Below are 26,024 nucleotides of genomic sequence, written 5' to 3'. Positions count from 1 at the left end.
AGTAGGACGTCGCCGGACTTTCAAACACCCCCGTGGTGATCAGAAATGATCAGCACGGGGGTGTTTTGCGTCCCGGTTGTGACCACGGCAGACTTGCGGGGTGAGTGACGAGTGGGGCGCGAATGACAACGAGCGTGGCCGGTCGGGGCGAGGCCGAAATCAGGGCCCTTCAGGCGGGCCGAAGCGCAACGGCGCAGGGCGCCGTTCGGGTCGAGGTGATGCATCTCCCCGGAGTGCGAACGGGGGTGGTCGCGGTGCCGCCGAGCGTTCTGGGGACTTTCGCGGCGGCGCCGGTTCGGGGCGTTCAGCGGAGTTTGGCTCCGGGGTTGGTCGTTCCGCGGCTGGGCGTAACAGATCGGGCCGTACCTTCGAGTCTCGGGGGGCCGCGGGCCGGAGCGGGTTCGATGCTTCCGGCGATAGGCGAGAGGGCGATGGCCGGAGCGGATCTGGACATAGCCGGGACGGGCGCTCTGGCGGTGGCCGCACCGCCGCTGCGGGCGACAGGGATCCGCGGTCGAACGCTGGCGACTTACGGCGCGGTCGTGGTGCCTTAGCTGGCGACCGTCAAGGGGGCACTGGAGCGCCGCGGGGCGGGAATGGCTCGACGGGTTCGCGCGGGTACCGGTCCGGGGGCTCTGATTCCGGAGACCGTCCCTATCGTTCGCGTGCGGTAGGTGCCGACAATCGCAGCAAACAAGGGGGCAGCCGACCGGGGGGCGAGCGAGCCGGTCAAGGCTCGGGTTCAGGGCAGCGTCCGTACCGTGCCCGGTCGGGAGCCGGTCACGAACGCGCCAGGAGGGAGGGTCAGTCGCGCGGCTATCGTGCGGGCTTCGGTGATGAGGCGGGGCAGGCCAACGGTGGGCGGGGGAATGGGTCGAACGCGCCGATTCGTGGCGGTAGCCGAGATCAGGGCACCGATACCAACGCCGGCGTCCGTCGGCCCTATCGTTCGAATCAGGGCGGTACGGGTGAGGACGGCGGCCGCAGGCGGGCAGCAGCAGGGCGTCCACACGATGCCGGTCGCGCGGTCCGCCGGTCGTCTGAGGCCGGCGAGCGGCGAGGCCCGACCCGGGGCGGCACCGTTGCCGCCGCGGGAGCGGCTGGGGCGGGAGCGGCCTGGCGTGCGTCGAAGTCTGACGATCGGGGCGGACGGCCGGTGCGCGAGCCACGCGAACCTCGTGAGATTCCGCCCGGCTTGGCGGCCAAGCCCGATGAGCCCGCTACCCCGACCGATGTGGACCTGTCTCTGCTGTCTCGGGGGGTGAGGGCCGAGTTGCGCGGACTGAGCCTGGAGCTGGCCGAGATTGTCGCCGCGCATCTGGCCGCGGCCGCTGCGTTGGTCGACACCGATCCCGCGCTGGCCTATGCGCACGCCGAGGCGGCTCGACGGCGCGCGGCGCGGCTACCCGTGGCCCGGGAAGCGGCGGGCACGACCGCGTACGCGGCGGGCGAGTACGCAGCGGCGCTGAACGAGTTTCGGGCGCTGCGGCGGATGACCGGCAGCGACGACTTTCTGGCCGTCATGGCTGACTGCGAGCGCGGGCTGGGTCGCCCCCAAGCCGCGCTCAAGCTGGTGAAGCAGGGCATTGCGGCCGCTCCGCCGATCGCCGCCCGGGTGGAGTTGCGGTTGGTCGAGGCCGGCGCGCGTGAGGCGCTGGGGCAGCGCGACGAAGCGACCCGGCTGTTGCGGCAAGAGATCGAGCTGATCGGTGCTCGCGGGCCGAAGAGCTCGCGGGCGCGGCTGCGGTACTTTTTCGCTCAACTGCTTGCCGAGGCCGGTGACGCGGCCGAGGCCGAGAAGTGGTTCGCCGCCGCCGTCCGGCTTGACCCCGACGACGAGACCGGGGCCGCCGAGGCGCTGGCCGAACTGCAGGGCATTACCATCGAGTTCGACGACACCGACGAACCCTCCGATCAGCCGGACATCGACCATCCGGACGGCCGCGCGCCCCTGGAGGACCGGTGACCAGCCCCATCATCGAGGCTCATGATGTCGCCTTCTTCGACCTCGATGGGGTGATCTACCTGGGCCCGATCGCCGTACCAGGGGCGGTGGAGGGCGTCGCGGAGGTCCGGGCGTCCGGAGCCCGGGTGATGTTCGTCACCAATAACGCCGCCCGGAGTGCTGATGCGGTGGCGACACATCTCAGCGAACTCGGTTTTCACGCGGGGCCGGACGATCTGATCACCAGCGCGCAGGTGGCTGTCGGCGTGCTTCGAGAGTTGTTGCCGGCCGGCAGTCTGCTGCTGGTCGCGGGCACCGAGAACCTGGTCGACCTGGCTCGCTCGGCCGGCTTTCGCACCACCGAGTCCGCCGCTGACCGGCCGGACGCCGTGCTGCAGGGTTACCACCCCGACATTGCGTGGCCACTGCTCGACGAGGCGGGCATCGCGGTGCAACGCGGCGCCGCTTGGTACGGCACCAACGACGACCTTAACCGCCCGACCGATCGCGGCCTGGTGCCGGGTCTCGGCGCTCAGTTGGCGGTGGTCGGCAGTACCGTGCGACAGCAACCGGTGGTGTTCGGCAAGCCACACGCGCCGATGCTCGACTTCGCGGTGAAGCACACCGGCGCGCAGCGTCCGATCTTCGTCGGCGACCGCATCGACACCGACATCATGGGCGGTAACCGGGCGGGCATGCCGACCTTGCTGGTGTTCACCGGCGCGCACGGCAAGCGTGAGCTGCTGGCGGCCGGCCCCGGTGATCGGCCCAGCCACATCGGCGCCGACCTGCGCGCGCTGCTGCAGCCACCCAGGGTGGCGACGCAACAGGGCCAGGCCTGGCGTTGTGGCACCGCCGCCGCAGCTCTGCGCGACGGCGTGGCGACCCTCGAGGGTGACCTGGGCACGCAGGCCGGGCAACTAGACGCGCTGTGGGCGCTGGCCAACCTGGTCTGGACGACCGGAGCAGACGGCCACGACGCCCTCAGGCTGCTCGACCAACTGCACTGAGAGCAGAGCATCACCGATCACCGCAACGCGCCGCTGGTGGAGCTTGTCGAGACCTGTGGTCCGCTGGGGTGGTTGGTTTTCGATCAGCTCGGCTTGGGGAACCGCTGGTTTTTCGTTGGTCGAGCTTGTCGAGACCTGTGGTCCGCTGGGGTGGTTGGTTTTCGATCAGCTCGGCTTGGGGAGCCGCTGGTTTTTCGCTGGTCGAGCTTGTCGAGACCTGTAGTCATCGCGCTGTGGCTAGGGATTTCGGCACGCTCAACCAGCGGTGGTCGGGCTGACTCTGTTCCTGTTGATGATTGGCATGAGTGGCGCCGCAGGGTTCTCGACTCGACCTTGCGGGTGGGTCTCGACCAACGGGTGATCAGCGTTCCCTGCGCCGGTGGTCGGGCCGGTTCGAACGGACGAGACCTTCGTACCGCCCACCTGGCGGGTTCTCGGACGATAGTCTCGGCGACGAGCGCACCAAGAGGGGCGCGCCCGACTCAGGAGTCCATCGTGCCAACCGGCAAGCAGCGAACCACTGACCTCGCCCTGATCGCCGTGTTCGCGGCGTTGATTGCCGCGTTCTCTCTGGTGCCGGGCATTCCGATCGGGCCGGTGCCGATCACCTTGCAGACCCTCGGCGTGGCACTGGCCGGGCTCGTGCTCGGGCCCTGGCGGGGCTTCGCGGCCACCGCCCTGTATCTGCTGGTCGGGTTCGCGGGACTGCCCGTGTTCGCCAGCGGCGCCGCCGGGCTGGGTGTGCTGGGCAAGCCCAGCGTGGGCTACCTGCTGAGTTTTCCGATCGCCGCCGTGGTGGCCGGGCTGTTCGCGCGCTGGTTCGGTGATCGCCGGCCCCGGTTGCTGTGGATGTTCCTGGCCGGGTTCGGGGCCTCGGTGCTGATCGTGCACCCGGCCGGCATCGTGGGCCTGATGGCGGTGCTGCAGATCGACTTCGCCAAGGCCTTCGCCATCGACATCGCCTTCTGGCCCGGAGACGTGGCGAAGAACCTGATCGCGGCCACCATCGCCGTTGCCGTGCACAAGGCCTTCCCGGCGCTGCTGTCGCTGCGCGTTGCGGCTGTCGCCTGACGTGATCGTTCTGCGCGACGTCAGCGTTGCCGTCGCGACTTCGGCCGAGCCCGGCACCAAGCTGCTGCTGGCCGGCATCGACCTCGAGTTGGCCGAGCACCGGATCGCGCTGATCGGCGCCAACGGATCAGGCAAGTCGACGCTGCTGCGGCTCCTGAACGGGCTGACGCTGCCGACCGCGGGCACGGTGCAGGTCGACGGCCACGACACCCGCACCGACGGCCCGGCCGTGCGCCGGCTGGTCGGTTTCACGTTCACCGACCCGCTCAGTCAGCTTGTGCTGCCCACCGCGCTGGACGACGTCGAGCTCAGCCTGCGTTCCCGGGTGCGCAATCGCGCCGAACGCCAGGCGGAGGCCCGCGCCTGGCTGGCCCGCTACGGCCTCGGGGGCGTCGCCGAGCACAGCATCTACGACCTATCCGGTGGCGAGCGGCAGTTGGCGGCGCTGGTCAGCGTGCTGGCGGTGCAGCCGTCCGTGCTGGTCTGCGACGAGCCGACCACTCTGCTCGACCTGCGCAATCGCAACCTGGTGGCGGGGGTGCTGAGCGCCCTGCCGCACCAGGTGATCGTCGCCACCCACGACCTCGAGCTGGCCGCCCGGTCGCAGCGGGTCATGCTGATCGATCAGGGCCGGGTGGCTGCCGACGGCGAACCCGCCGAGGTGATCGCCCACTACCGCCGGGCGATGGCGTGAGACCCACCACTGTGCTGCTGGGCGGCTTCCGGGCCGGAACCTCGCGATGGCATCGCCTCGGCGTGGGCTGGAAGTACCTCGCGGTGCTGGTGCTCACCCTGCCCGCCTTGATCGTGCAGCAGCCGTGGCTCACCGGGGCGGCCGTGCTCGCCACGGTGTTGTGCCTGCTGGGCACTCGGCTGCCGGCCCGGACCACCCTGAGCCTGTCGTGGGGGCTGGTGGCGCTGCTGGCGGTGCTGGCACTCTTTCAGGTGCTGATCGGGCAGCCGTCCCTCGCCGTCGTGGTGAGCGGCAATGTGTTGCTGGCGGTGCTGGCCGCCCGGCTGATCATCGTGACCACGCGCGCCGCCGAGCTGATCGACGCGCTGGTGGCTGCCGCGGGTCGGGTGCCGTTCGTCGACGGCGAACGGTTCGGGCTGTCGGTCGGCATCATGCTGCGCAGCATTCCGTACCTGCTGGGCTCCTTCTACGACGTGCGCGATGCCGCCCGTGCCCGCGGGCTGGAGCGGCACTGGGTGGCCCGGCTGACCCCGGTGGTGGTGCGCGCGGTCGGTTTCGCCCAGGCCACCGGCGACGCGCTGGCGGCGCGGGGGCTGGGCGAGCGGGACGATCGGTAGGATCAGCGGCGTGAGCAGTAGCGCCCCGGAGCAGCCCCCGGTGACCGGACACCCGACCATCGACGCGGCGCTGGCCAGCCTCGACCTGACCGGCCCGGTCAGCGCGCACGCCGAGGCCGTCTCGACGGTGCACGCAGCGCTGCAGCAGGTGCTCAACCCGGTCGCCGACGCAGCGCAGCGGTGACCACCCGGCTCGACCTGGTGCTGGTACAGCGCGGGCTGGCCCGCTCACGCGGGCAGGCTGCCGACGCGATCCGCGCGGGCCGGGTGCTGGTCAACGGCCGAACCGGCCACAAGCCGTCCGAGCCGATCGGTGACCACGACGAGGTGCTGCTCACCGGGGCAGACCACTACGTGTCGCGTGCTGCGCACAAGCTGATCGGTGCGCTGGATGCCACGGGCCTGGCGGTGACCGGGCGCGCACTGGACGCCGGTGCTTGCACTGGCGGCTTCACCCAGGTGCTGCTCGAACGCGGTGCAGAGGTGGTCTATGCCGCCGACGTGGGTCACGGCCAACTCGTCGCGCAGGTGCGCGACAACCCGCGGGTGCGGGTGCGCGAGGGGCTCAACCTGCGTGACCTGACGCCGGCGTATCTGGACGGCGACCCGGTCGACCTGATTGTGGGTGACGTGTCGTTCATCTCGCTGCAACTGCTGCTCGCCCCGTTGCTGGCGGTGCTCAGGCCAACCGGCCGGGCGCTGCTGCTGGTCAAGCCCCAGTTCGAGGTGGGTCGCGGTGGGCTCGACTCGCGCGGCGTGGTGCGTGACGAGCGAGTGCGGTTGCGCTGCGTGGACGACGTGGCGATCCGGGCCGCCGCACTGGGCTGGCGCGAGATCTGGCGTGGGGTGAGCGGCGTACCCGGAGCGTCCGGCAATATCGAGTACTTCGTGCTGCTCGCGAACCCTGCGGAAACTGTCGCCGGGCCAGGTTAGGGTGATACCCGTGCCCACCAGACGCTACGTGACCGTTACTCTGCACGGAGGGCGTCCGGAAGCGGTGAGCGCCGCCGCCGGCTTCATCGACGGCATGACGACGCACGGCATCACCAGCCTGGTCAAGGGCGAGCACCTGGAGGCCCTCGGTGCAGCCGGCGACGTCGAAGAACTGTTGCCCGACAACGAGCAACGCAGCGAATTGGCGGTGGTCTTCGGCGGTGACGGCAGCATTCTGCGGGCGGCCGAGTGGGCACTGCCGCTCGACATTCCCGTGCTCGGGGTCAACCTGGGCCACGTCGGCTTTCTCGCCGAGCTCGAATCTCACCAGGCAGGGTCGCTGATCAGCCACGTGGTCGAGCGCAACTACACCGTCGAAGAGCGCATGACCATCGACACCGTCGTCACCGACGCGGCCGGCGCCCAGATGTGGCAGTCGTTCGCCATCAACGAGGTCTCCCTCGAGAAACTGGCCCGCGAGCGGATGATCGAGGTGCTGGTGCGGGTCGACGGGCGCGCGCTGTCGCGGTGGGGCACCGACGGCGTGCTGATGTCGACCCCCACCGGGTCGACCGCCTACGCCTTCTCGGCCAACGGGCCGGTGCTCTGGCCCGACATCGACGCGCTGCTGCTGGTGCCGTTGTCGGCCCATGCGCTGTTCAGCCGCCCGCTGGTGATCGGCCCGCATTCTACGATCTCGATCGAGGTGCTGCCCTCCGACGAGAGCAAGGCGGTGGTGTGGTGTGACGGCCGGCGCTCCACCGACATCGCCGAGGGCATGGTGGTCACCGCCCGGGTGGGCACCCATCGGCTGCGCCTGGCCCGCATCTCGGAGCGTCCGTTCGTTGATCGGCTGGTGCGTAAATTCGCGCTGCCCGTCGAGGGGTGGCGGGGGGTCGCCGAACGCGGCCGGCAGCATGCTGACTGAGCTGCGGATCACCGACCTGGGCGTGATCGCCGAGGCGGCGCTCGAACCCGGGCCCGGTTTCACCGCGGTCACCGGCGAAACCGGAGCAGGCAAGACCATGGTGGTCACCGGCTTGTCGCTGCTGCTCGGGGCACGGGCCGACGCCGGCCTGGTGCGGCGCGGCGCGTCCCGCTGCCTGGTCGAGGGCTCGTGGCAGGTCGACGCCGACGAGACCAACGAACTGAGCGATCTGGGGGCCGAGATCGAAGACGGCGAGGTGCTGGTCGGCCGGCAGATCAGCCCGACCAGGTCACGCGCCCTGCTCGGCGGGGTCGGCGTGCCGATGGCTAAAGTGGCCGAGATCGTCACCCGGTGGGCCACGATTCACGGCCAGTCCGAGCAGGCACGGCTCGGTACTGCCGAGCGGCAGCGCGAGGTGCTCGACCGGTTCGCCGGGCCGGACCATGCCGCTGTGCTGGCCCGGCACGCCATAACCTTCGCGAACCGGCGCCGGGTCGCGGCCGAGCTCGACCTGCTGACCGGGGCCGCGCGTGAGCGAGCCCGCGAGCTCGACCTGCTCACCTTCGGCCTCCACGAGATCGAGGCGGTCGACCCGCAACCCGACGAAGACGTGGCCTTGGCCGCCGAGGCGCAGCGCCTGCAGGCCGTGGACGATCTGCGGCTCGCCACGCGCCAGGCCGGGCTGGTGCTGAGCGGTGACGCCGAAGCGTGGTCCGACACGCCGACCGTGATCGACTTGCTCGCCGCGGCGCGCAAGAGCCTCGAACCGGCCGTGGCCGACGACGCCGGCCTGGCGCCGATCGCCGACCGGCTCGCCGAGGCGGCCGCGCTGGTCAACGACGCGGCCGCCGACCTGGCCGGCTACCTAGACCGGCTCGAGGCCGACCCGGCCCGGCTCGAATGGATCGCCGGTCGTCGGGCGGCGCTGCAGCAGTTGCTGCGCAAATACGGGGCCTCGGTCGGCGAGGTGCTGGCTTGGGCCGCCGACGCGTCCGAACGAAGCACGTCCCTGGCCGGTGCCGACCAGCGCATTGACGACCTGCATCAGCAGGTGAAAGAACTCGACCGGGCACTGAACGACACCGCGGCGAAGATTCACGCCGGGCGCCTGGCCGCCGCGGACGAACTGGCCGCGCTGGTGGGCGCCGAGCTGGCGGCTCTGGCTATGCCGCACGCCCGGCTGCAGTTCGACATCGCAACCGGCCCGCTCAGCGCCCACGGCGGCGATACCGTCACACTGATGTTCAGCGCCAACCCGGGTGCCGAGCCCGCACCGCTGGCCAAGGCGGCATCGGGTGGTGAGCTGTCGCGGGTACGGCTGGCGCTCGAGGTGGTGCTGGCCTCCGGGGCCACGGGGCAGACGTTCGTCTTCGACGAGGTCGACGCCGGGGTGGGCGGCGCCGTCGCCCTCGAGATCGGACGCCGGCTGGCCCGACTGGCCGAGCACGCGCAGGTGATCGTGGTGACCCATCTGGCGCAGGTCGCGGCCTTCGCCGACCGACACTTCGTGGTGGCCAAGGCGACCGACGGGCAGGTCACCACCAGCGGCATCGTTGCCGTCGAGGGGGCGCAGCGGCTTGACGAGCTGGCCCGCATGATGGCCGGCCTAGAGGGCTCGGCCAACGCGCACGCCCATGCCGCCGAACTGCTGGCGGCGGCCGGCGGCTGACCATCCTGGGTCGTAGCTCCTGCCGTTGGTTGAGCCTGTTGGAGCCCACAACCACCGCTTGACTCGTGCGTTCACCTGCTGGTCGAGGCCGTCCAGGGACGTGCTGATCATCGGGACCACCGTTGGTCGGGCCTGTCGAAACCCCTATCAAAGTGGCAGGTCCGAGGTCTCGACAGGCTCGACCGGCGGGTGGGGTCTCGGCAGGCTCGATCGGCGGGTGGGCATTGATCAGTACTTCCTGAACGATGTGCTGATTGTCTCTGGTCGAGCTTGTCGAGACCCCACACGAAGGGCTCTCACGAGGGGTTTCGACAGGCTCAACCACCGCTGGTTGCGTTGATCACGACTTCCATGAAGGTGGTGCGCCGGTAAGGGCGGGACCGATTTCGGCACCTCCGCGCAACCCAGCGCCAGCGGCGTCAAAGCGCCATGGAGCGGCGGGCAGCAGTGAAGGCTGGCCGAGCGGGCCCTGTCCATGTGACGATCTCGTGATCGAGCACGCCGGTCGTGATGCCTCATGTCAATACCTCCGGATGAAGTAGTCGTTGCCTCAGGTGAGGATCTCCGGGTAGCTGTGGTCGTTGCCTCACGTGTTTCCTCCGGCTAGATCGCGTGTTCTGCGGCTCTGCTGCGCTGGTCGTGGTGGGTGCGTCCTTTGGCTTGAGCGAGTGTTTCGAGTTGGCTGGTGAGGTCGAGGATCTGGCGTTGCAGCGCGCCGAGCTTGAGGCGTTTGAAGCGGGCGTTCATGGTGATCACGGGCCGTTTCCGGGTGGCCGGGTGGGTCAGGGCCCGCTGGTGCGGGGTGGCGGCCTGGTGGTACTTCTTCACTACTTTCGCGCCCTCGCGGGTCTTGGTCTTCAGCTTCAGGGACGGCAGGAAGTAATTCGCGAACGCGTCGTCGAGTTCCCAGATCTGGTTGAGCAGGTCCAACTCGCCGGCAGTGTCGTAGCGGTAGTAGCCGACCAGTTCCCGGACCCGGGCCCAGTTCTTCTGCTCGACATAGCAGCCGTCGTTCTTCTTCCCGGCCCGGCCCCGGGTGAACGTGATCTGGCGTTGCTCGCAGTAGGCGAGGAGGTGGTGGTTGATGAACTCCGAGCCGTTGTCGGAATCGATCCCGCGGATCGCGAACGGGAACATGCCAGCGGCGTGATCGATGGCCTCGATCACCCACCGGCGGGCCCGGTTCGGCACTGACCGGTTCACCGTCCACCCGGTGGCGATATCGGTCATGGTCAACGTGTAGCAGTACTCCCCGGCCGCCACACCGCCGTCGTGGGCGACCAGGTCGATCTCGACGAACCCCGGCTCCGCGTCGTCCCAGTCAGCGAACGTGCGGATCGGGATCTGATGCTTCAACAGTGATCCCGGCTTCGTGCGAGACCGTCCCCGTAGCGTCATCCGCCCTCGTTCGCCGGCGAGCATTCGGTCGATCGTGGCCGCCGAGATCTGAGCCAGCAACGCGGCCTGCTCATCGGTCACATCGATCTCGCCCTCCGTGCGCAGCAGCGGCACCAGCACCAGGCATGAACGGCGCCAGGATCTTCCCAGCCGGGGCGCGGAGCAGCACCCAGCAGCGGATCAACGCCGGCAGCAGATCGTCGCCGTACACTCGCGGCCTGGGCTTGCGGGGACGGACCGGCCGGATCGTCAACGCGTCCCTCAACGCCGCCCGCGCGTAGTCACGATGCCAGCCGGTCAGCTCGACCAACTCGTCCAGGATCCTCGACTTACCCGCCCGATCCGCGCCCCGGTACGCCAGGGCCTTCCGCCTCGTCACAGCCTTGCGCTGGCTCATCGTCAACTCCACACACGATCGTGCCCAGGCGGAGATCACGATCTGAGGCAACGACACGCGCCACCGGAGATCCACCAGTGAGGCAACGACCCCACCCAAGCGGAGGTTTTAGATGAGTCAACTCGCCGGTTGGCTCGCGCCCGTCCGCCACCTATAGGGTGGAATCCCGTGGGGAACGGCACTAGCACCAAGCACATCTTCGTAACCGGAGGCGTTGCCTCCTCGCTCGGCAAGGGGCTCACCGCCTCAAGCCTTGGCAGCCTGCTCGTGGCTCGTGGGCTGCGGGTAACCATGCAGAAACTCGACCCGTATCTGAACGTCGATCCGGGCACCATGAACCCGTTTCAGCACGGTGAGGTGTTCGTCACCGAGGACGGCGCCGAGACCGACCTCGACATCGGTCACTACGAACGCTTCCTCGACGTCAACCTGAACGCCGACGCGAACGTGACCACTGGCAAGGTGTACTCCAACGTGATCGCCAAGGAGCGCCGCGGCGATTTTCTGGGCGACACGGTGCAGGTGATTCCGCATATCACCAACGAGATCAAAGACGAGATGCTGTCGATGGCCACCCGCGGGATCGACGTGGTGATCCATGAGATCGGCGGCACAGTGGGTGACATCGAGTCGCTGCCGTTTCTCGAAGCCGCCCGGCAGGTGCGCCGCGACGTCGGACGCGAGAACGTGTTCTTCCTGCACGTATCGCTGGTGCCGTACCTGGGGCCGTCCGGCGAACTGAAGACCAAACCAACCCAGCACTCGGTGGCCGCGCTGCGGCAAGTCGGCATTCAGCCAGATGCCATCGTCTGCCGCTCCAACCGCGAGATTCCCGATGGCGTCAAACGCAAGATCTCGCTGATGTGTGACGTCGACGAAGAGGCTGTGGTCTCGTGCGCCGACGCCCCGTCGATCTACGACATTCCCAAAGTGCTGCACAACGAGGGCCTCGACGCCTACGTCGTCCGCCGGCTCGGGGTGAGCTTTCGTGACGTGAAGTGGCGCAAGTGGAACGACCTGCTCGACCGGGTGCACCACCCGAAGGAGGAGGTCACCATCGGCCTGGTCGGCAAGTACATCGACCTGCCCGACGCCTACCTGAGCGTGTCGGAGGCGTTGCGGGCCGGCGGTTTCGCCAACCGGGCCAAGGTGCACGTGCGGTGGATCGCGTCCGACTCGTGCGAGACTCCGGCCGGCGCGGCCCAGCAGTTGGGCGATCTCGACGGCATTGTGGTGCCCGGCGGGTTCGGCATTCGCGGGGTGGAGGGCAAGCTCGGTGCGCTCAGGTACGCTCGCGAGAACCAACTGCCGACCTTGGGGCTCTGCCTCGGCCTGCAGTGCATGGTGATCGAGGTGGCCCGCAGCCTGTGCGGGTTGAGCGACGCCGCCTCGACCGAGTTCGACCCCGACACCCACGCTCCTGTCATCGCGACCATGGCCGAGCAGGTCGACATCGTGTCTGGCCAGGGCGACATGGGTGCGACCATGCGGCTCGGCTCGTACCCGGCCACCCTGGTGAAGGGCTCGCTGGTCAGCAAGCTGTACGGCCGTACCGAGGTGGCTGAGCGGCACCGGCACCGCTACGAGGTGAACAACGCCTACCGCGCCCAACTGGAGGCCGCGGGACTGCGGGTGGTCGGCACATCACCGGATTCGACGCTGGTCGAGTTCGTCGAACTCGACCCCGCCCAGCACCCCTTCTTCGTCGCCACCCAGGCCCACCCCGAACTGAAGTCGCGGCCGACCAAGCCCCACCCGCTGTTCGCCGGCCTGGTGGACGCCGCCCTCAACCGCAAACTGTCGTCGCGCCTGCCGGTGGAAGACTCCTGATGACCGCCGCCCCGCGGGTGCTCGCTCCGGGCGAGAGCGTCGATCGTCCGACGCGCTGGCCGTTGGTGGCGCACCGGGTGGTCGGGGCCGGCGCGGTCAGCGACTACGCCGACGACACCGTCGCCACCCCGGACGGCGAGCAGATGCACCGGCAGTACCTGCTGCACCCGGGTGCGGTGGCCGTGATTGCCCTCGACGAGGCCGACCGGGTCGTGGTGGTGCGGCAGTATCGCCACCCGGTTGGCTTTCAACTGATCGAGCCGCCCGCGGGGTTGCTCGATGTCGACGACGAGTCGTACCTGTCGGCCGCCCAGCGCGAACTCGCCGAAGAGGCGATGCTGGCCGCAGACGACTGGCGCCTGCTGATCGACATGTTCACCTCGCCGGGCTGCAACTCGGAGTCGATCCGGTTCTTTCTGGCCCGTGGCCTGCGGGAGGTTCCTCGTCCGGACGGCTTCGTGGTCGAACACGAAGAGCTCGACATGGACGTCTGCCTGGTGCCGCTGGCCGACCTGGTGGACAACATCTACGCCGGGCAGGTACAGAGCCCGACGCTGGTCGCCGGCGTGCTCGCCCTCGAAGCCGCCCGGCGATCCGGACGACTGGCCGACCTGCGTCCGGCCGACAGCCCCTGGCCGGCTCGTGACGTGCGCCAACAGCACCTGGACGAGATCGCGAAGCTGGCCTGAGCGGATGGCCGGGCAGCGGACGGTCGGGTCGTTTCTCGACCACTTGACCGTGGAGCGGGGTGCCTCGGTCAATACCGTGGCCGGCTACCGGCGCGACCTGTCTCGCTATCAGGAGTTTCTGGAGGCCCGCGGCGTCGCCGAGTTGGCCGCGGTCACCGAAGCCGATGTGGCGGAGTTCGTGGTCTGGCTGCGCGAGGGCAGCCAGCAGCACCCGGGGTTGGCGCCCAGCAGCGTCGCGCGGGCGCTGAGCGCCGTGAAGTCGTTGCACCGGTTCGCAGTCGACGACGGGGTGCACGCCGACAACCCGGCTACCAGGGTCTCGCCGCCGCGGGCCGGACGCCGGCTGCCGAAGGCGCTTACCCTCGATCAGGTGCAGGCGCTGCTCGACAGCCCCGAGGTGTCGACGCCGGTGGGGTTGCGCGATGCCGCCCTACTTGAGCTGCTGTACGGCACCGGCGCGCGGATCACCGAGCTGGTCAGCCTCGACGTCGACGACGTCACCCACCTGACCCACGACCCGGACGCCGGGCTGCGGCTGTTCGGCAAGGGGCGCAAGGAACGCATCGTGCCGGTCGGCTCCTATGCCAGGGCGGCGCTGGACGCCTGGCTGGTGCGCGGACGTCCGGCCCTGATCGAGGGGGCACGCGCCACCACCCCGGCGCTGCTGGTGAACACCCGAGGCGCGCGGCTCAGCCGCCAGTCGGCTTGGGCTGCACTGCGGCAGCACGCCGAGCGGGCCGGCATCACCACCCCGATCGGGCCGCACACCCTGCGGCACTCGTTCGCCACCCACCTGCTCGACGGCGGGGCGGACGTCCGGGTGGTGCAAGAACTGCTGGGGCACGCCTCGGTGGCCACCACGCAGCTCTACACGCTGGTCACCGTCGAGCACCTCCGCGAGGTCTTTCTGACCGCCCACCCGCGGGCCCGCTGACCGCGCACTCGGCCGGCAGAACTGGCGGATCGACGGTCTGCGGGAAGCGCTGTTTACGTTGGTCGAGCGTGTCGAGGCCTCGGATGTGGGGCTGCCTGTGGGGGTTTCGACAGGCTCGACCAGCGGTGCTCGAGCGTTGGTTGAGCGTGTCGAAACCTCTAGCGAGGGCAGTTTATTTGAGGTTTCGACAGGCTCGACCAGCGGTGCTCGAGCGTTGGTTGAGCGTGTCGAAACCTCTAGCGAGGGGAGTTTATTTGAGGTTTCGACAGGCTCGACCAGCGGTGCTCGACCAACGAAAAATCAGCGCTTCTCTCAGACGGAACCGAAACCGGGCGTATCAGCCAACTTGAGGTTCGGCTCAGCGGGCCTCGAGCAGCTTCTTCATCTGGTCGATCTCGGCTTGCTGGCTGGTGATGATCGCGTCGGCGAGCTTCTTCACCTGCGGGTCGGCGCCGTTGGCCTGAACCTCTTGTGCCATCGCAACCGCACCCTCGTGGTGGCCGATCATGCCGGTCAGGAACAGCTTTTCGGCCTGGGTGCCCTGCGCGGTCTTGAGCGCCTCCAGCTCCTGATCGGAGAGCATGCCGTCCATGCCGGTGTGGCCCTGATGGTCACTGTGCTCCGAGGCGCCCCACGCGGTCAGCCAGCCGCGCATCTGGTCGATCTCAGGCTGCTGGGCGTTCTTGATCTGGGTGGCCAGGGTGGTCACCTCGGCTGAAATGCCCTTCTTGGCCAGCATCGCCTCGCTCATCACCACGGCCTGCTCGTGGTGCGGAATCATCATCTGGGTGAACATCACGTCGGCGGCGTTCGCAGCGCTCGACGGGCTGGCAGATGCCGCCGACGGTGCGGGGGTCGGGGTGACTGCGGCTGCCTGGCACCCGGTCAGGGCAAGGACGGCGGCGATGGGAAGGGCGAGACGAGCAAGCATGTGCATGCTCAGGAACATACCCCCGAGGAGTATCGGTCAGGGTGGATTCGGCAGAACTCGGGGATGCCTTTCGGGTCGCCCTGGCCCGCGAGCTGCACGACACCGTCGCCCAGACCCTCTCGGCGTCCGCCATGCGGGCGCCTCTCGCATTGGCTGACCCCGGGCTACCTGCTGAGCCGCGCACCGATCTGGAGTGGATCGCCGATCAGTGCCGCTCATCTGCGCACGACCTGCGTGAGCTGATGGGGCGGCTGCGGGGTGACGCCGTGGTCACCGACCAGCCGCTGGCCAGCCTCGACACGCTTCGCCAGACCGTCGCCGAGCAGGTCGACCGGCTGCGCTCGGCGGGCTACGAGGCGTCCGGGCGAGTGTCGCTCACCCGGCTCAGCGCCGCGCGTTCGCAGGCGCTCAGTGCGGTGACGGTCGAGGCGGTCAACAACATGATCAAGCACGCCACCCCGGGCAGCACCTGCCTGATCGAGCTGCGCGACGACGGCACCGACGTGCTGGTCAGCCATGCCAACGGGGCCCAGGCCGGACGCGGCAGTGCGGACGAACCCGGCATGGGCCTGACCGGTGTGCGCGAACGGCTGGTTTTGCTGGGCGGCACCAGCGGCCACCGGCGCGAGGGCCAGCAGTGGGTGCTGGCCGCCCGGCTGCCGCACGGCGTCGAGGCCGGGAGCTGAACCGAAACGTCGGCGATGGCCGCGATTCCGACGTGACGAAACGCTGCGCATTGTTGGTCGAACGCGTCGAGACCCATCTGGCGCCTTGACCAGCGTTGCTCAACCAACGGCACGCACCTTGGCCGGCTCTGGCCTGACCGAACCGGGTGGGTGCTCGCGGCGAAATGTGCGTTTTGACCTGGACCGCCGGCGCCCCGGGCGCCGTCTGCGCAGCGATGAGGGTTATGCCGCTCGAAAGGGCAGGCCAAAACGGTCATTTCGCCGCGGCGCGAGCGAACGGCGGCCGAGGCGCGCAGCAAAAGGCGCGTATCTCGGCAGGCTGGTCAACAAGGCGCCGATCAGCGCGACCGCCGCGGGTTGAGTTTTCCGAAGTGTCGCCGACCCGGCGTGGCGCCCGCCACCGCCGCGCGCGGCTATTAGCCTCTTTATCGACACTTGGAGGCTTTCGTGATCGACACCACCGACCCCGACGCTCTGTTCGACGCCCCCGAACTCAAGGCGCCCGAACTCGGACCGACGGGCCGTCCGCTGCCCGACCTTCCCGAACCGCAGCCGCCGCGGGGCGCGGGGCGCGCCCTGATCGTCGCCTTGTGTAATCAGAAGGGCGGGGTGGGCAAGACCACCACCACGATCAACCTGGGCGCGGCGCTGGCTGAAACCGGACGCCGCGTTCTGCTGGTCGACTTCGACCCGCAGGGCTCGCTGTCGGTTGGCCTGGGGGTGAACCCGCACACGCTTGAGACCAGCATCTACAACTTGCTGCTCACCCGCGATCACGACGTGCACGACATCATCACCCCGTCGGTGGTGGATGGCCTCGACATTCTGCCCGCCAACATCGACCTGTCGGCAGCCGAGGTGCAGTTGGTCAGCGAGGTGGCGCGCGAGCAGACGCTCAAGCGGGTTCTCAGCGGCGTGCGTGCCGACTACGACGTCGTGCTGATCGACTGTGCGCCGTCGTTGGGCCTGCTGACGGTGAACGCGCTGACCGCGGCCGACAAGGTGATCATGCCGTTGGAGTGCGAGTTCTTCGCGCTGCGCGGCCTGGCCCTGCTGAACGACACCATCGGCAAGGTGCAAGACCGGCTCAACCCCGAACTCGAGATCCTGGGCATTCTCGGCACCATGTACGACGCCCGCACCCTGCACTCGCGCGAGGTGCTCGAACGGGTCGTGCAGGCCTTCGGCGACAAGGTGTTTCACACCGTCATTCGGCGCACCATCAAATTCCCCGAGACCACCGTCGCGGGCGAGCCGATCACCACCTACGCGAGCAGTTCACCCGGCGCCGAGGCCTACCGCATGCTGGCGCGGGAGGTGCTGCAACGATGCCCCGGCGCGTAGCGCTCCCGGGGGCGCAAGAACTCTTTCGCCCCACCGAGCCCGCTGTCGGCCCGCGACCCTCGGGCCGGGTGAAGCACGACGAGAAGATCACCGTCTACGTCAGCGCCGACGAGTTAGTCGCCCTCGAACAGGCCCGGCTCACCCTGCGCGCCCGGCACGGCATCGCGGTCGACCGCGGCCGGATCGTTCGGGCGGCGGTGGCACTGGCCGTGGCCGACCTCGACGAGTCGGGCGAAGACAGCGACCTGATTCGGCAGCTCGACCAGTCGTGACCTCGTCCGCGACCGAACAGGTGCCGGGCTTCAGGGTGCGGTTGACCAACTTCGAGGGCCCCTTCGACCTGTTGCTGCAACTGATCTCGCGGCATCGGCTCGACATCACCGAGGTGGCGTTGTCGGTGGTCACCGACGAGTTTCTGGCCCACGTGAAGGCCGGGCAGGCCGAGCGCGGCCCGGGCCGGTGGGATCTGGAGCAGACCACCCAGTTCATCGTGGTGGCCGCAACCCTGCTCGACCTGAAGGCCGCCCGGCTGCTGCCCCAGGGCGAGGTCGACGACCCCGAAGACCTTGCCCTGCTCGAGGCTCGCGACCTGCTGTTCGCCCGGCTGTTGCAGTACCGAGCGTTCAAGCGGGTCAGTGCCTGGATCGCCGGCACGCTGGCCGAGCAGAGCCGCCGGCATGCCCGTCCGGGCAATTTGGAGGACCAGTTTCGGGCGCTGCTGCCCGAGCTGCAGTTCACCGCCACCCCCGACCAGTTGGCCTGGCTGGCGGCCCGCGCGCTCACCCCCGAACCGGCCGAGCAGGTCTCGCTCAGCCACCTGCACCAGGCATCGGTCAGCGTGCGCGAGCAGGCCGACATCGTGGTGCGGCGGCTGCGCGACCTGGGGTCGGCGAGCTTTCGCGACCTGGTCGCCGACGCCGCTGAGCGACTGGTCGTGGTGGCCCGGTTCCTGGCCCTGCTGGAGTTGTTCCGCGAGCGTGCCATCGCCTTCGAGCAGCTCACCCCGCTGGGCGAGTTGCGAGTACGGTGGGTCGCCGGCGACGCGGACGAGATCGAGATCTCCGCCGAGTTCGACACCGAGACCGACGCCCAGGAGGCCAGCCATGACTGACGTGGTCGAACCCATGCTGCCAAGCCTGGACGCACCCGAGACGGGTGAGCTGCTCGGCAACGATGCACCCGACCCCGCCGCGATCGCCGCGCCGCTGGAGGCGCTGCTGCTGATGGCCACCCAGCCGATGCCCACCGCTGAGTTGGCCCAGGCCGTCCGGGCGCCGGTGCCGGTGGTCGAGCAGGCATTGGCCGAGCTGGCCGGCTTCTACGACGAAACCGGGCGGGGCTTCGAGCTGCGCTACATCGGGGGTGGCTGGCGGTACTGGACGCGAGCCGAGCATGCCGAGCTGATCGGAAGCTGGCTGATCGAGGGCCAGCACGCCAAGCTGTCGCAGGCCGCGCTGGAGACCCTGGCCGTGGTGGCCTATCTGCAGCCGATCTCGCGAAGCCGAGTTTCGGCGGTGCGCGGGGTGAACGTCGACGGCGTGCTGCGCACCCTGGTCACCCGCGACCTGGTGCACGAGGTCGGCCGCGACCCAGAATCCGGTGCGATGCTGTTCGGTACCACCGCCGAGTTTCTGCAACGGCTCGGGCTGGCCGGGCTCGACGATCTGCCGCCGATCGCGCCGCACCTGCCGGACGCCGCCGAACTCGACGCCGAGCTGCATGCGGCAGTGCTGGTCGAGACCTCGTCGGTCGAGCCTGTGGAGACCCAATCTGCGTCGGTCGAGCCTGTGGAGACTAGCTCTGTGTTGGTCGAGCCTGTGGAGACTAGCTCTGTGTTGGTCGAGCTTGTCGAGACTAGCTCTGCGTTGGTCGAGCTTGTCGAGACCCAGGTTTCGACGAGTTCAACCGGCGGTGGGGTTTCGACGAGTTCAACCGGCGGTGGGGTTTCGACGAGTTCAACCGGCGGTGGGGTTTCGACGAGTTCAACCGGCGGTGAGGCGTCAACCAACGCAACGAGCGAGGGGGAGCGATGAACGATCAAGCGTCTCAGGGCGTCCGGCTGCAGAAGGTGCTGGCCGCCGCCGGGCTCGGTTCACGGCGGCACTGTGAGCAGTTGATCGAGGACGGTCTGGTCGAGGTGAACGGTCGCACGGTGACCGAACAGGGCCGGCGGGTCGACCCAGTGGCCGACGTGATCCGGGTGGACGGGGCGCGCATTCCGCCGCCCCGGCGGCATCTGTACCTGATGTTCCACAAACCGCGCGGCGTGGTGTCGACGATGGACGATCCGCAGGGCCGCAGCACGATCGCCGACTTCCTGGGCAAACGCAGCAAAGAGGGCCTGTTTCACGTCGGACGCCTCGACACCCCCACCGAGGGGCTGCTGCTGATCACCAACGACGGCGACTTCGCCCAGCGCATGGCCCACCCGTCGCACGAGATCAGCAAGACCTACGTCGCCGAGGTCGAGGGCGTCATCGAGAACGTCACCTTGCGCCGGCTGGGCCGGGGCATCAAGCTCGACGACGGCCCGGTGCGGCCCGAGCAGGTGAAGTTGGTGCAGCGAGGCAGCACCCGCAGCATCGTCCAAGTCGTGTTGCACGAGGGCCGTAACCGCATCGTCCGACGCATGTTCGAGGCGGTGGGGCACCCGGTGCGCCGGCTCAGCCGCACCGCGATCGGGCCGGTGCGCCTGGGCCAGCTGAAGGTCGGCGAACTACGCGAACTGAGCCGCGACGAACTCGGCGCACTGATGGACCTGGCTGGGTTGTGAGCCCGTCGGCGCAGGCCCGGCGGGTGATCGGGGTCGAGACCGAGTACGGGCTGGTCGGACGCGGCACCGATCGCGGCAACCGGCTGAGCGGGGGCGAGGCGGCACAGTGGCTGTTCAACCCGATCGAGCGTGAGCACGCCAGTTCGAACGTCTTTCTGCGCAACGGTGGGCGGCTCTACCTCGACGTCGGCTCGCACCCCGAATACGCCACCGCCGAATGCACCGGGGTGCCCGATCTGCTGCTGCACGAACGGGCCGGGGACGAGCTGCTGGCCCGGCTGTGCCGCCGGGCCGAGGCGGACGCCGCCGCCGAGGGGCAACCGGTCGAGTTGCGGTTGTTCAAGAACAACGTCGACAGCCACGGCAACTCCTACGGCTGCCACGAGAACTACCTGATCGCCCGGGCGCTCGACCTGCCGGCGCTGGCCGCCGCCTTGACCCCGTTTCTGGTCACTCGGCAGGTGCTGTGCGGCACCGGCCGGTGGAGCCCGGACGGCTTCTCGATCAGCCAGCGGGCCGAGGTGCTGCACGACGAGTTGTCGTCGATGACCACCCGTAGCCGTCCGCTGATCAACACCCGCGACGAGCCGCTGGCCGACCCGCGCCGGTTTCGCCGGCTGCATGTGATCGCGGGCGACTCGAACCTGTCCGAGCCGTCCGCGGCGCTCAAGGTGGGCAGCCTGCTGGCTGTGCTGGGCGCGATCGAACACGCGCTGGCCACCGGCGGGGCACTGCCGGCTCTCGAGCTCGACGACGTCGCCGGCGCGCTGCGGGCGGTGGCCCGTGACCCCCGGACGGTGCTGCGGTTGGCCTCGGGTCGCACCATCGGTGCGCTCGATGTTCAGGCCGAGTATCTGGCGCTGGCCGGCGCCGTGCCGGTGGCGGCGCCGTGGCAGCGTGTGCTGACCGCCCTGGGCGGCGACCACGAGGATGATCTGGACGGCGAGGTGGAGTGGGTCACCAAGCGAGCACTGCTGCGCCGCTACGCCGACAGCCGGGGCCTGGCCTGGCATGACCGGCGCCTGGCCCAGGTCGACCTGGCCTTCCACGAGATCACCAGTGACGAGTCGGGACGCCCGCGGGGGCTGTTCCGGTTGCTGGAGGCCCGCGGTGCGGCCGTCCGGCTGACCACCGCTGAGGCGGTTGAGCAGGCGTTGCTGAGGCCTCCGTCCGACACCCGGGCGGCGCTGCGCGGCCGGTTGATCCGCACCGCCCAGGCCGAGCAGCGCCGCTACAGCGTCGACTGGTCGCAGTTCACCGCCTTCGACCTGCCGCAGCCCGACGGCACCCGTGACGACCGCACGGTGCGGCTGACCGATCCGCTGGTGGTGGCCGACCAGGCGGTGGACGAGCTGCAGCGGGCACTGTCGTCGGGGTGGAGCGCACCCAATCACCCGTGACGAAGTACTGACCAATCGTTGATCGAGCTCGGCGCGACCTCACCAGCGGTAGTGCAGGTTGTGCCTGTCGAAACCCCTTGGGGAGTGGTCTGCCTGAGGTCTCGACACGTTCGACCAGCAAAAATTCGGGCTTTCACAGGCTTGATCCACCACGGTGGCGCTGCGCGGTCAGCAGTTAGGCGTCGACTACAGTCGGGGGGTGCCTTTTGCCTTTTCGCGCCTTGCCCAGGCCGCTGCCTGTGCCGTCACGTTGTTGATCCTTGCCGCCTGCGGCCAGTCAGCCGAACCGTCCGCGTCGCCCACCGACGCTTCGCCGTCGGCCACCGCCTCGGAGTCGGCTTCGCCCAGCGCGTCCGCCACCGCGACGATCAAGCCGTCCACCAGCCTCGACGGCATCACGCTCAAGAACGCCGCTTTCGGCAAGAAGCCGACGATTAAGGTCGACGCACCGTGGGCGATCGACAAGACCCGGGTCAAGGTGATGACCGAGGGTAAGGGTGCCGTGGTCAACCCGGAGTACGTGTTCGCCTACTACCAGGGCGTCAACGGACGCACCGGCAAAGTGTTCGACGGCAACTTCGGTACCGGCCAATCGGCCGTGTTCAACCTCGACCAGGTGGTGGCGGGGTTCAAGACCGCACTCACGGGCAAGAAGGTGGGCAGCCGCATTCTGGTAGCCATGCCCGGCAGCGACGGCTATGACTCCAGTGGGGGCAGCGCCGACGCGGGCATCGAGGTCGGTGACTCGCTGATCTTCGTGATCGACATCGTCGACACCGTGCTCACCGGGCCTACCGGCAAGGCGATCACCCCGGCGGCCGGACTGCCCACGGTGACCGAGAAGGACGGCAAGCCGGTGATCACCCTGCCCCAGGGCGACCCGCCGACCAAGTTGATCGCGCAGCCGCTCACCGCGGGCACCGGTAACAAGGTCACCGCCGACGACATCATCGCGGTGAACTACATCGCCGTCTCGTGGAAGACCGGCAAGGTGATCGAAGACAAGTACTCGGCCATCGACGGTGGTGCTCTGTCGGGCACTATTCCGGGCTGGCAGAAGGGGCTGCTGGGCAAACGGGTCGGTCAGCGAGTGCTACTGGTGTTGCCGCCGGAGTACAACTACCCGCAGGGCAGCAACAGTCCACCGGTCGAGGCCGGCGACACCCTGGTGTACGTGGTCGACATTCTCTACGCGGCGACCCAGGCCGCCTGAGCGGCCTTCCGTTGGTTGAGTTTGTCGAAACCCCCTTGTCAGAGCGGTATAGCCGGGGTCTCGACAAGCTCGACCGGCCGGGGTCTCGACAAGCTCGACCGCCAGAGGTCCCCGCAGGCTCGACCGGCCGCGGTCTCGACGGGCTCGACCGGCGGGCGTCACCATTGCGGCGCAACCCACTGTGCGCGGGGGAGCTGCTGCGGCTCGAACCGTCCGATCAGGTCGGCGGCACGCACCGGCTCGTCGGGCCCGGCCAACCCCAGCGAGTGCGCCAGCAGGCTAAGCACCCGGCCGGCGTTGATGCCCCGGGTAGTGAGTTCGGCCAGTGTCACCGCCTGGTCGCGCTTGGCCAGCCGCCGTCCCTCGGCGTTCACCGCCAGCGGCACGTGCAGGTACTGGGCGACGCTGCCGCCGAGTTGCCGGGTGAGCCACGCCTGCCGTGGCGACGAGCTGAGCAGGTCGTCACCCCGCACCACCTGGTCGATGCCCTGCGCCACATCGTCGACGACCACGGCCAGGTTGTAGGCCGGAACCCCGTCATTGCGCACCACCACGAAGTCGTCGACCACGGCGCTCATCTGGCCGGCCAGCAGGTCGGTCACGGTTTCGACGGCACCGCCGGCCCGTACCCGCAGCGCGGGCGGACGATCCCGTCGCCGCCTCGCTCGTTCGCTGGCGGTGAGCCGCGCACAGGTGCCCGGGTAGGGCCGGTAGCCGTCGCCGTGCGGGGCGGACGCGGCTTCGGCGATTTCGCGCCGGGTGCAGAAGCACTCATAGGTGGGCAGTTGTGCCACGGCTGCGGCGTAGCGGGGTAGTCGTTGCGACTGCCGCACGATGGGCCCGTCGAAGGTCAGCCCGAGCGCCAGCAGGTCTGCCACCTGCCCGGCAGCCACCTCGGGGGCAGCCGCCACCCGTTGCTGATCGAGGTCTTCGATGCGCAGCAGCAGGTCACGGCCGGTGCGGCGGGCCAGCAGCCACGCCACCAGTGCCGTGCGTAGATTGCCCAGGTGCAGCGCCGAGGTGGGGGAGGGTGCGAACCGGCCGGCCATGGGCCCGATTGTTGCGCATCGGCCGGGACGCCCGCGGCGCCGTTGTGGGGGCTGCCTGATCAAGACGGCCTCGGGGTGATTCGCCGAGCGGCACCCGCACCGCGCCTGCGGGTTTCGCCTGGAGCGTGCGTGTTGTCGCGCCGACGCTGCCGTTCGACGCTGCTACGGTCAACCTAAGGAAGTACCGATCAATGCGTCCACCGCTGGTGGAGCTCGTCGAAACCCCTAGTGAGAGCACTCCGTGTGAGGTCTCGACAAGCTCGTCCAGCGAAAGACCAAGGAAGAGTCGATTGTCCGGTCGAGCGTGTCGAGACCCTCGAATATGCGCTCTGACAAGGGGTTTCGATAGGCTCAACCGGTGTTGCTTGCGCTGATTGAAGCGTCAGCCGTTGGTTGAGCCTCGTAACTCTCGTCAGGGCGGACAGTCCGCGGTTTCCGCGAACTCGGCCATTGGCGATCGGTGGTTCTCAGACGACCAGGTAGGGAGGGATCGATGGCGCCACGCAAGTCCGAGCGCATCATGAATCTCGCGATCTGCCTGCTGCTGGCGCGGAGGTTTCTCGACAAGGCCCACCTGCGCGAGGTGGTCGACGGCTACGCCGGGTTGAGCGACGCCGCCTTCGAACGTACCTTCGAACGTGACAAGGACGATCTGCGCGCGATGGGCGTGCCGGTCGAGACCGGCAGCAACTCGCCGCTGTTCCCCGACGAGGTTGGCTACCGCATTCGCCGGCAAGACTTCGAACTGCCCCCGATCGACTTCACCGCCGCCGAGGCGACTGCGCTCGGCCTGGCCACCCAGGTGTGGGGTGCGGCCACCCTGGCCGAACACACCGTCAGCGCGCTGGCCAAGCTGCGTGCCGCCGGCATCGACCCCGACGCGTCCCGGCTGAACGGACTGAGCCCCAGCATCGGGGCCAAGGAGCCCGCCTTCGAACCGCTGTGGCAAGCCACGATGTCGCGCACCGCGGTCGGTTTCGGGTATCGCGGGGTGGCCCGCGAGGTGGAACCGTGGATTCTCACCTACCGGCGCGGCTCGTGGTATCTGCTGGGGCTTGACCGCACCCGGCAGGCGCCCCGCATGTTCAAGCTGGCCCGCATCGACGAGTTGCCCCAACCGGTGGGCAAGCTGGGCGCCTACGAACTGCCGGAGGTCGATCTGGCCGAGCTGACCCGGTCGCTGGAGCCGGCCCCGGCCGACGCCCAGGCCACGATCGCGATCCGCGGCCACCAGGCGCCCGACCTGCGCCGGCGAGGGCAGCGCGTTGCCGAACCGGACGGGCTGCCGTCCGGATTCGGCGCCTGGCGGGTGCCGTACCGCCAAGAGGGCGACTTCGTCGCCGAGTTGTGCGGGCACGGGCCGGCGGTGCTGGTGCTCGAGCCGCTCGAACTGCGCCGCCAGGTGATCGAGCGGCTCACCGTGATCGCGGGGGGTGCCCGGTGAGCACGTCGGTGGAGCAGGTCTCGCGGCTGCTGGCGCTGGTGCCCTACCTGCAGGCGCACCCCGACGCCGACCTTGCCGAGACCGCCGCCGCCTTCGGCATCACTCCCCGGCGGTTGCTCGCCGACCTCGAGGTGCTCTGGTTCGTCGGCCTGCCCGGCGGCCTGCCCGGCGACCTGATCGACATCGACATGGACGCCGTGCACGCCCAGGGCCGCATTCGGCTGACCAACGCCGAGTACCTGTCGCGCCCGATGCGGTTCACCATTGACGAGGTGACCAGCCTGATCGTGGCGCTGCGGGCCGTGCGTGAGGTGGCCGGCGGTGCGGCGGGCGAGGCCGTCGACTCGGCCTTGGCGAAGCTGTCGACGGTGGCCGGTGCGCACGAGAGCCGCCGGGTCGCGGTCGCGGTCGCGACCTCGGAGAGTTCGGTGCGCGACCGGCTGGGGGAGGCCATTGAGGCAGGGCAGGCCGTCCGGCTCAGCTACGACGGGCTGACCCGCGCCGAGACCACCACCCCGGTGGTGGAGCCGCACCGGCTCAGCGTCCGCGACGGGTACGTCTACCTCGAGGCCTGGAGTCGTGACCGGGACGCCTGGCGCACCTTTCGGCTCGACCGGGTCGCGGCCGTTGAACCGGCCGATGGGGGAGTGGCCGATCGGGGCGAGCCACCCGCGTTCGACGGCGGCTGGCTCGAGGTGCGGCGCGAAGCAGCCCTGGTCACTTTGACGGTCGCCGACCAGGCGAGATGGATCAGCGAGTACTACCCGGTGCGCTCAATCGAGCAGGTCGAGGGGGGCTGGCGGATCAGCTTGCTGGTGGCCGATCCGGCCTGGCTGCGGGCACTGCTGCTGCGGCTGGGGCCACAGGTGCTTGGCGTTGAGCCTGTGGAGGCGGCGGAGTCGGCCCGGGACGCTGCTGCGGAGACCTTGGCGCTGTACCAGGCTTTTGCCGCTGGTTGAACTGGGCACAACGGGCCGGGGGTAGGCCATCGTGCTCGCGGCGCCGGAGGCGGCTCGTGACGGTCATGACGTCTTCGACCTTGCCTCGATGATGGGTCGAGAGTCTGTGA

General features: G+C 69.2%; 26 protein-coding genes. 23 read left to right on the top strand and 3 right to left on the bottom strand.

Translation table 11 applies throughout. From position 1 onward, the window contains the following. The first annotated feature begins 1,156 nt into the window (after positions 1-1,156). The 9 genes from QM721_RS08835 (at position 1,157) to recN (ending at position 8,867) form a co-directional block, all read left to right on the top strand. Positions 1,157-1,966, top strand: a complete 810-nt coding sequence (locus tag QM721_RS08835; protein WP_415121022.1) for a hypothetical protein — start codon at positions 1,157-1,159, stop codon at positions 1,964-1,966. Next, positions 1,963-2,955, top strand: a complete 993-nt coding sequence (locus QM721_RS08830; protein ID WP_415121020.1) for an HAD-IIA family hydrolase — start codon at positions 1,963-1,965, stop codon at positions 2,953-2,955. Before QM721_RS08835 ends, QM721_RS08830 begins: the two co-directional genes overlap by 4 nt. Positions 2,956-3,450: 495 nt before the next feature. Then, positions 3,451-4,026, top strand: coding sequence for a biotin transporter BioY (locus QM721_RS08825; RefSeq protein WP_415121018.1), 576 nt, complete (start codon positions 3,451-3,453; stop codon positions 4,024-4,026). Position 4,027: 1 nt separating this feature from the next. Next, positions 4,028-4,720 carry an energy-coupling factor ABC transporter ATP-binding protein gene (locus QM721_RS08820; protein WP_415121016.1) on the top strand — a complete coding sequence of 231 codons (693 nt, stop codon included), beginning with the start codon at positions 4,028-4,030 and terminating at the stop codon, positions 4,718-4,720. Beyond that, the gene (locus QM721_RS08815; protein ID WP_415121013.1) at positions 4,717-5,337 is read left to right on the top strand and encodes an energy-coupling factor transporter transmembrane component T family protein; all 621 of its coding nucleotides are present in this window, start codon (positions 4,717-4,719) and stop codon (positions 5,335-5,337) included. The genes QM721_RS08820 and QM721_RS08815 overlap by 4 nt, the downstream gene beginning before the upstream one ends. A 10-nt stretch (positions 5,338-5,347) precedes the next feature. After that, the gene (locus QM721_RS08810) at positions 5,348-5,521 is read left to right on the top strand and encodes a hypothetical protein (RefSeq protein WP_415121011.1); all 174 of its coding nucleotides are present in this window, start codon (positions 5,348-5,350) and stop codon (positions 5,519-5,521) included. Continuing rightward, a complete protein-coding gene (locus tag QM721_RS08805; protein WP_415121009.1) occupies positions 5,518-6,270 on the top strand; it encodes a TlyA family RNA methyltransferase in 753 nt (250 codons plus the stop codon). The genes QM721_RS08810 and QM721_RS08805 overlap by 4 nt, the downstream gene beginning before the upstream one ends. A gap of 10 nt (positions 6,271-6,280) precedes the next feature. Further along, positions 6,281-7,198 carry an NAD kinase gene (locus QM721_RS08800; protein WP_415121007.1) on the top strand — a complete coding sequence of 306 codons (918 nt, stop codon included), beginning with the start codon at positions 6,281-6,283 and terminating at the stop codon, positions 7,196-7,198. After that, complete coding sequence (recN, locus tag QM721_RS08795; protein ID WP_415121005.1) at positions 7,188-8,867, top strand: DNA repair protein RecN; 1,680 nt, start codon at positions 7,188-7,190, stop codon at positions 8,865-8,867. The genes QM721_RS08800 and recN overlap by 11 nt, the downstream gene beginning before the upstream one ends. Positions 8,868-9,470: 603 nt before the next feature. Here recN and QM721_RS08790 read toward each other — a convergent pair. Further along, on the bottom strand, positions 9,471-10,379 hold the full coding sequence (locus QM721_RS08790) for an integrase catalytic domain-containing protein (RefSeq protein WP_415121003.1): 909 nt from the start codon (positions 10,377-10,379) through the stop codon (positions 9,471-9,473). An 11-nt stretch (positions 10,380-10,390) separates the two neighbouring features. On the opposite strand from QM721_RS08790, the gene QM721_RS08785 reads away from it, so the two are divergent. From QM721_RS08785 to xerD, 4 genes are all read left to right on the top strand, one after another. Then, a complete protein-coding gene (locus QM721_RS08785; protein ID WP_415121001.1) occupies positions 10,391-10,546 on the top strand; it encodes a hypothetical protein in 156 nt (51 codons plus the stop codon). Between the two features lie 284 nt (positions 10,547-10,830). Then, a complete protein-coding gene (locus tag QM721_RS08780; protein ID WP_415120999.1) occupies positions 10,831-12,492 on the top strand; it encodes a CTP synthase in 1,662 nt (553 codons plus the stop codon). Next, positions 12,492-13,181 (top strand): NUDIX domain-containing protein, encoded by a 690-nt coding sequence (locus tag QM721_RS08775; protein ID WP_415120997.1) that lies wholly within the window; start codon positions 12,492-12,494, stop codon positions 13,179-13,181. The genes QM721_RS08780 and QM721_RS08775 overlap by 1 nt, the downstream gene beginning before the upstream one ends. Positions 13,182-13,185: 4 nt before the next feature. Next, a complete protein-coding gene (xerD, locus tag QM721_RS08770) occupies positions 13,186-14,115 on the top strand; it encodes a site-specific tyrosine recombinase XerD (RefSeq protein WP_415120995.1) in 930 nt (309 codons plus the stop codon). Between the two features lie 358 nt (positions 14,116-14,473). On the opposite strand, the gene QM721_RS08765 is transcribed toward xerD, so the two are convergent. Continuing rightward, positions 14,474-15,052: a DUF305 domain-containing protein gene (locus tag QM721_RS08765; protein WP_415120993.1), complete on the bottom strand. Its 579-nt coding sequence runs from the start codon at positions 15,050-15,052 to the stop codon at positions 14,474-14,476. A 35-nt stretch (positions 15,053-15,087) separates the two neighbouring features. On the opposite strand from QM721_RS08765, the gene QM721_RS08760 reads away from it, so the two are divergent. The 8 genes from QM721_RS08760 to QM721_RS08725 all read left to right on the top strand — a co-directional run bounded on the left by QM721_RS08760 (position 15,088) and on the right by QM721_RS08725 (position 22,462). Next, positions 15,088-15,732 carry a sensor histidine kinase gene (locus tag QM721_RS08760; RefSeq protein WP_415120991.1) on the top strand — a complete coding sequence of 215 codons (645 nt, stop codon included), beginning with the start codon at positions 15,088-15,090 and terminating at the stop codon, positions 15,730-15,732. Positions 15,733-16,182: 450 nt separating this feature from the next. Continuing rightward, positions 16,183-17,076, top strand: coding sequence for a ParA family protein (locus QM721_RS08755; RefSeq protein ID WP_415121071.1), 894 nt, complete (start codon positions 16,183-16,185; stop codon positions 17,074-17,076). After that, on the top strand, positions 17,061-17,348 hold the full coding sequence (locus QM721_RS08750) for a hypothetical protein (protein ID WP_415120989.1): 288 nt from the start codon (positions 17,061-17,063) through the stop codon (positions 17,346-17,348). The genes QM721_RS08755 and QM721_RS08750 overlap by 16 nt, the downstream gene beginning before the upstream one ends. After that, a complete protein-coding gene (locus QM721_RS08745; RefSeq protein ID WP_415120987.1) occupies positions 17,345-18,187 on the top strand; it encodes a segregation and condensation protein A in 843 nt (280 codons plus the stop codon). Before QM721_RS08750 ends, QM721_RS08745 begins: the two co-directional genes overlap by 4 nt. Continuing rightward, a complete protein-coding gene (scpB, locus tag QM721_RS08740; protein ID WP_415120985.1) occupies positions 18,180-19,109 on the top strand; it encodes an SMC-Scp complex subunit ScpB in 930 nt (309 codons plus the stop codon). Before QM721_RS08745 ends, scpB begins: the two co-directional genes overlap by 8 nt. Further along, positions 19,106-19,849, top strand: a complete 744-nt coding sequence (locus QM721_RS08735) for a pseudouridine synthase (RefSeq protein WP_415120983.1) — start codon at positions 19,106-19,108, stop codon at positions 19,847-19,849. Before scpB ends, QM721_RS08735 begins: the two co-directional genes overlap by 4 nt. Next, positions 19,846-21,249, top strand: a complete 1,404-nt coding sequence (locus tag QM721_RS08730) for a proteasome accessory factor PafA2 family protein (protein ID WP_415120981.1) — start codon at positions 19,846-19,848, stop codon at positions 21,247-21,249. Before QM721_RS08735 ends, QM721_RS08730 begins: the two co-directional genes overlap by 4 nt. A 199-nt stretch (positions 21,250-21,448) precedes the next feature. Then, a complete protein-coding gene (locus QM721_RS08725; protein ID WP_415120979.1) occupies positions 21,449-22,462 on the top strand; it encodes an FKBP-type peptidyl-prolyl cis-trans isomerase in 1,014 nt (337 codons plus the stop codon). A 158-nt stretch (positions 22,463-22,620) separates the two neighbouring features. On the opposite strand, the gene gluQRS is transcribed toward QM721_RS08725, so the two are convergent. Next, positions 22,621-23,511, bottom strand: coding sequence for a tRNA glutamyl-Q(34) synthetase GluQRS (gluQRS, locus tag QM721_RS08720; RefSeq protein ID WP_415120977.1), 891 nt, complete (start codon positions 23,509-23,511; stop codon positions 22,621-22,623). Positions 23,512-24,004: 493 nt separating this feature from the next. Here gluQRS and QM721_RS08715 point away from each other — a divergent pair, with 493 nt between their 5' ends. Further along, complete coding sequence (locus QM721_RS08715) at positions 24,005-24,955, top strand: helix-turn-helix transcriptional regulator (RefSeq protein ID WP_415120975.1); 951 nt, start codon at positions 24,005-24,007, stop codon at positions 24,953-24,955. Then, complete coding sequence (locus tag QM721_RS08710; RefSeq protein ID WP_415120973.1) at positions 24,952-25,914, top strand: WYL domain-containing protein; 963 nt, start codon at positions 24,952-24,954, stop codon at positions 25,912-25,914. The genes QM721_RS08715 and QM721_RS08710 overlap by 4 nt, the downstream gene beginning before the upstream one ends. Positions 25,915-26,024: the final 110 nt, after the last annotated feature.

The sequence above is a fragment of the Micropruina sp. genome, from assembly GCF_047602085.1.
In the GTDB taxonomy this organism is placed as follows: Bacteria; Actinomycetota; Actinomycetes; order Propionibacteriales; family Propionibacteriaceae; genus Micropruina.
This window is presented reverse-complemented; position numbering and strand designations above follow the sequence as displayed.

What these genes read in the sequence shown, in the direction of transcription:
- recN (WP_415121005.1), top strand. Translation starts at nt 7,188, where the DNA reads ATGCTGACTGAGCTGCGGATCACCGACCTGGGCGTGATCGCCGAGGCG.
- QM721_RS08785 (WP_415121001.1), top strand. Translation starts at nt 10,391, where the DNA reads ATGAACGGCGCCAGGATCTTCCCAGCCGGGGCGCGGAGCAGCACCCAG.
- QM721_RS08775 (WP_415120997.1), top strand. Translation starts at nt 12,492, where the DNA reads ATGACCGCCGCCCCGCGGGTGCTCGCTCCGGGCGAGAGCGTCGATCGT.
- xerD (WP_415120995.1), top strand. Translation starts at nt 13,186, where the DNA reads ATGGCCGGGCAGCGGACGGTCGGGTCGTTTCTCGACCACTTGACCGTG.
- QM721_RS08765 (WP_415120993.1), bottom strand. Translation starts at nt 15,052, where the DNA reads ATGCACATGCTTGCTCGTCTCGCCCTTCCCATCGCCGCCGTCCTTGCC.
- QM721_RS08750 (WP_415120989.1), top strand. Translation starts at nt 17,061, where the DNA reads ATGCCCCGGCGCGTAGCGCTCCCGGGGGCGCAAGAACTCTTTCGCCCC.
- scpB (WP_415120985.1), top strand. Translation starts at nt 18,180, where the DNA reads ATGACTGACGTGGTCGAACCCATGCTGCCAAGCCTGGACGCACCCGAG.
- QM721_RS08735 (WP_415120983.1), top strand. Translation starts at nt 19,106, where the DNA reads ATGAACGATCAAGCGTCTCAGGGCGTCCGGCTGCAGAAGGTGCTGGCC.
- gluQRS (WP_415120977.1), bottom strand. Translation starts at nt 23,511, where the DNA reads ATGGCCGGCCGGTTCGCACCCTCCCCCACCTCGGCGCTGCACCTGGGC.
- QM721_RS08715 (WP_415120975.1), top strand. Translation starts at nt 24,005, where the DNA reads ATGGCGCCACGCAAGTCCGAGCGCATCATGAATCTCGCGATCTGCCTG.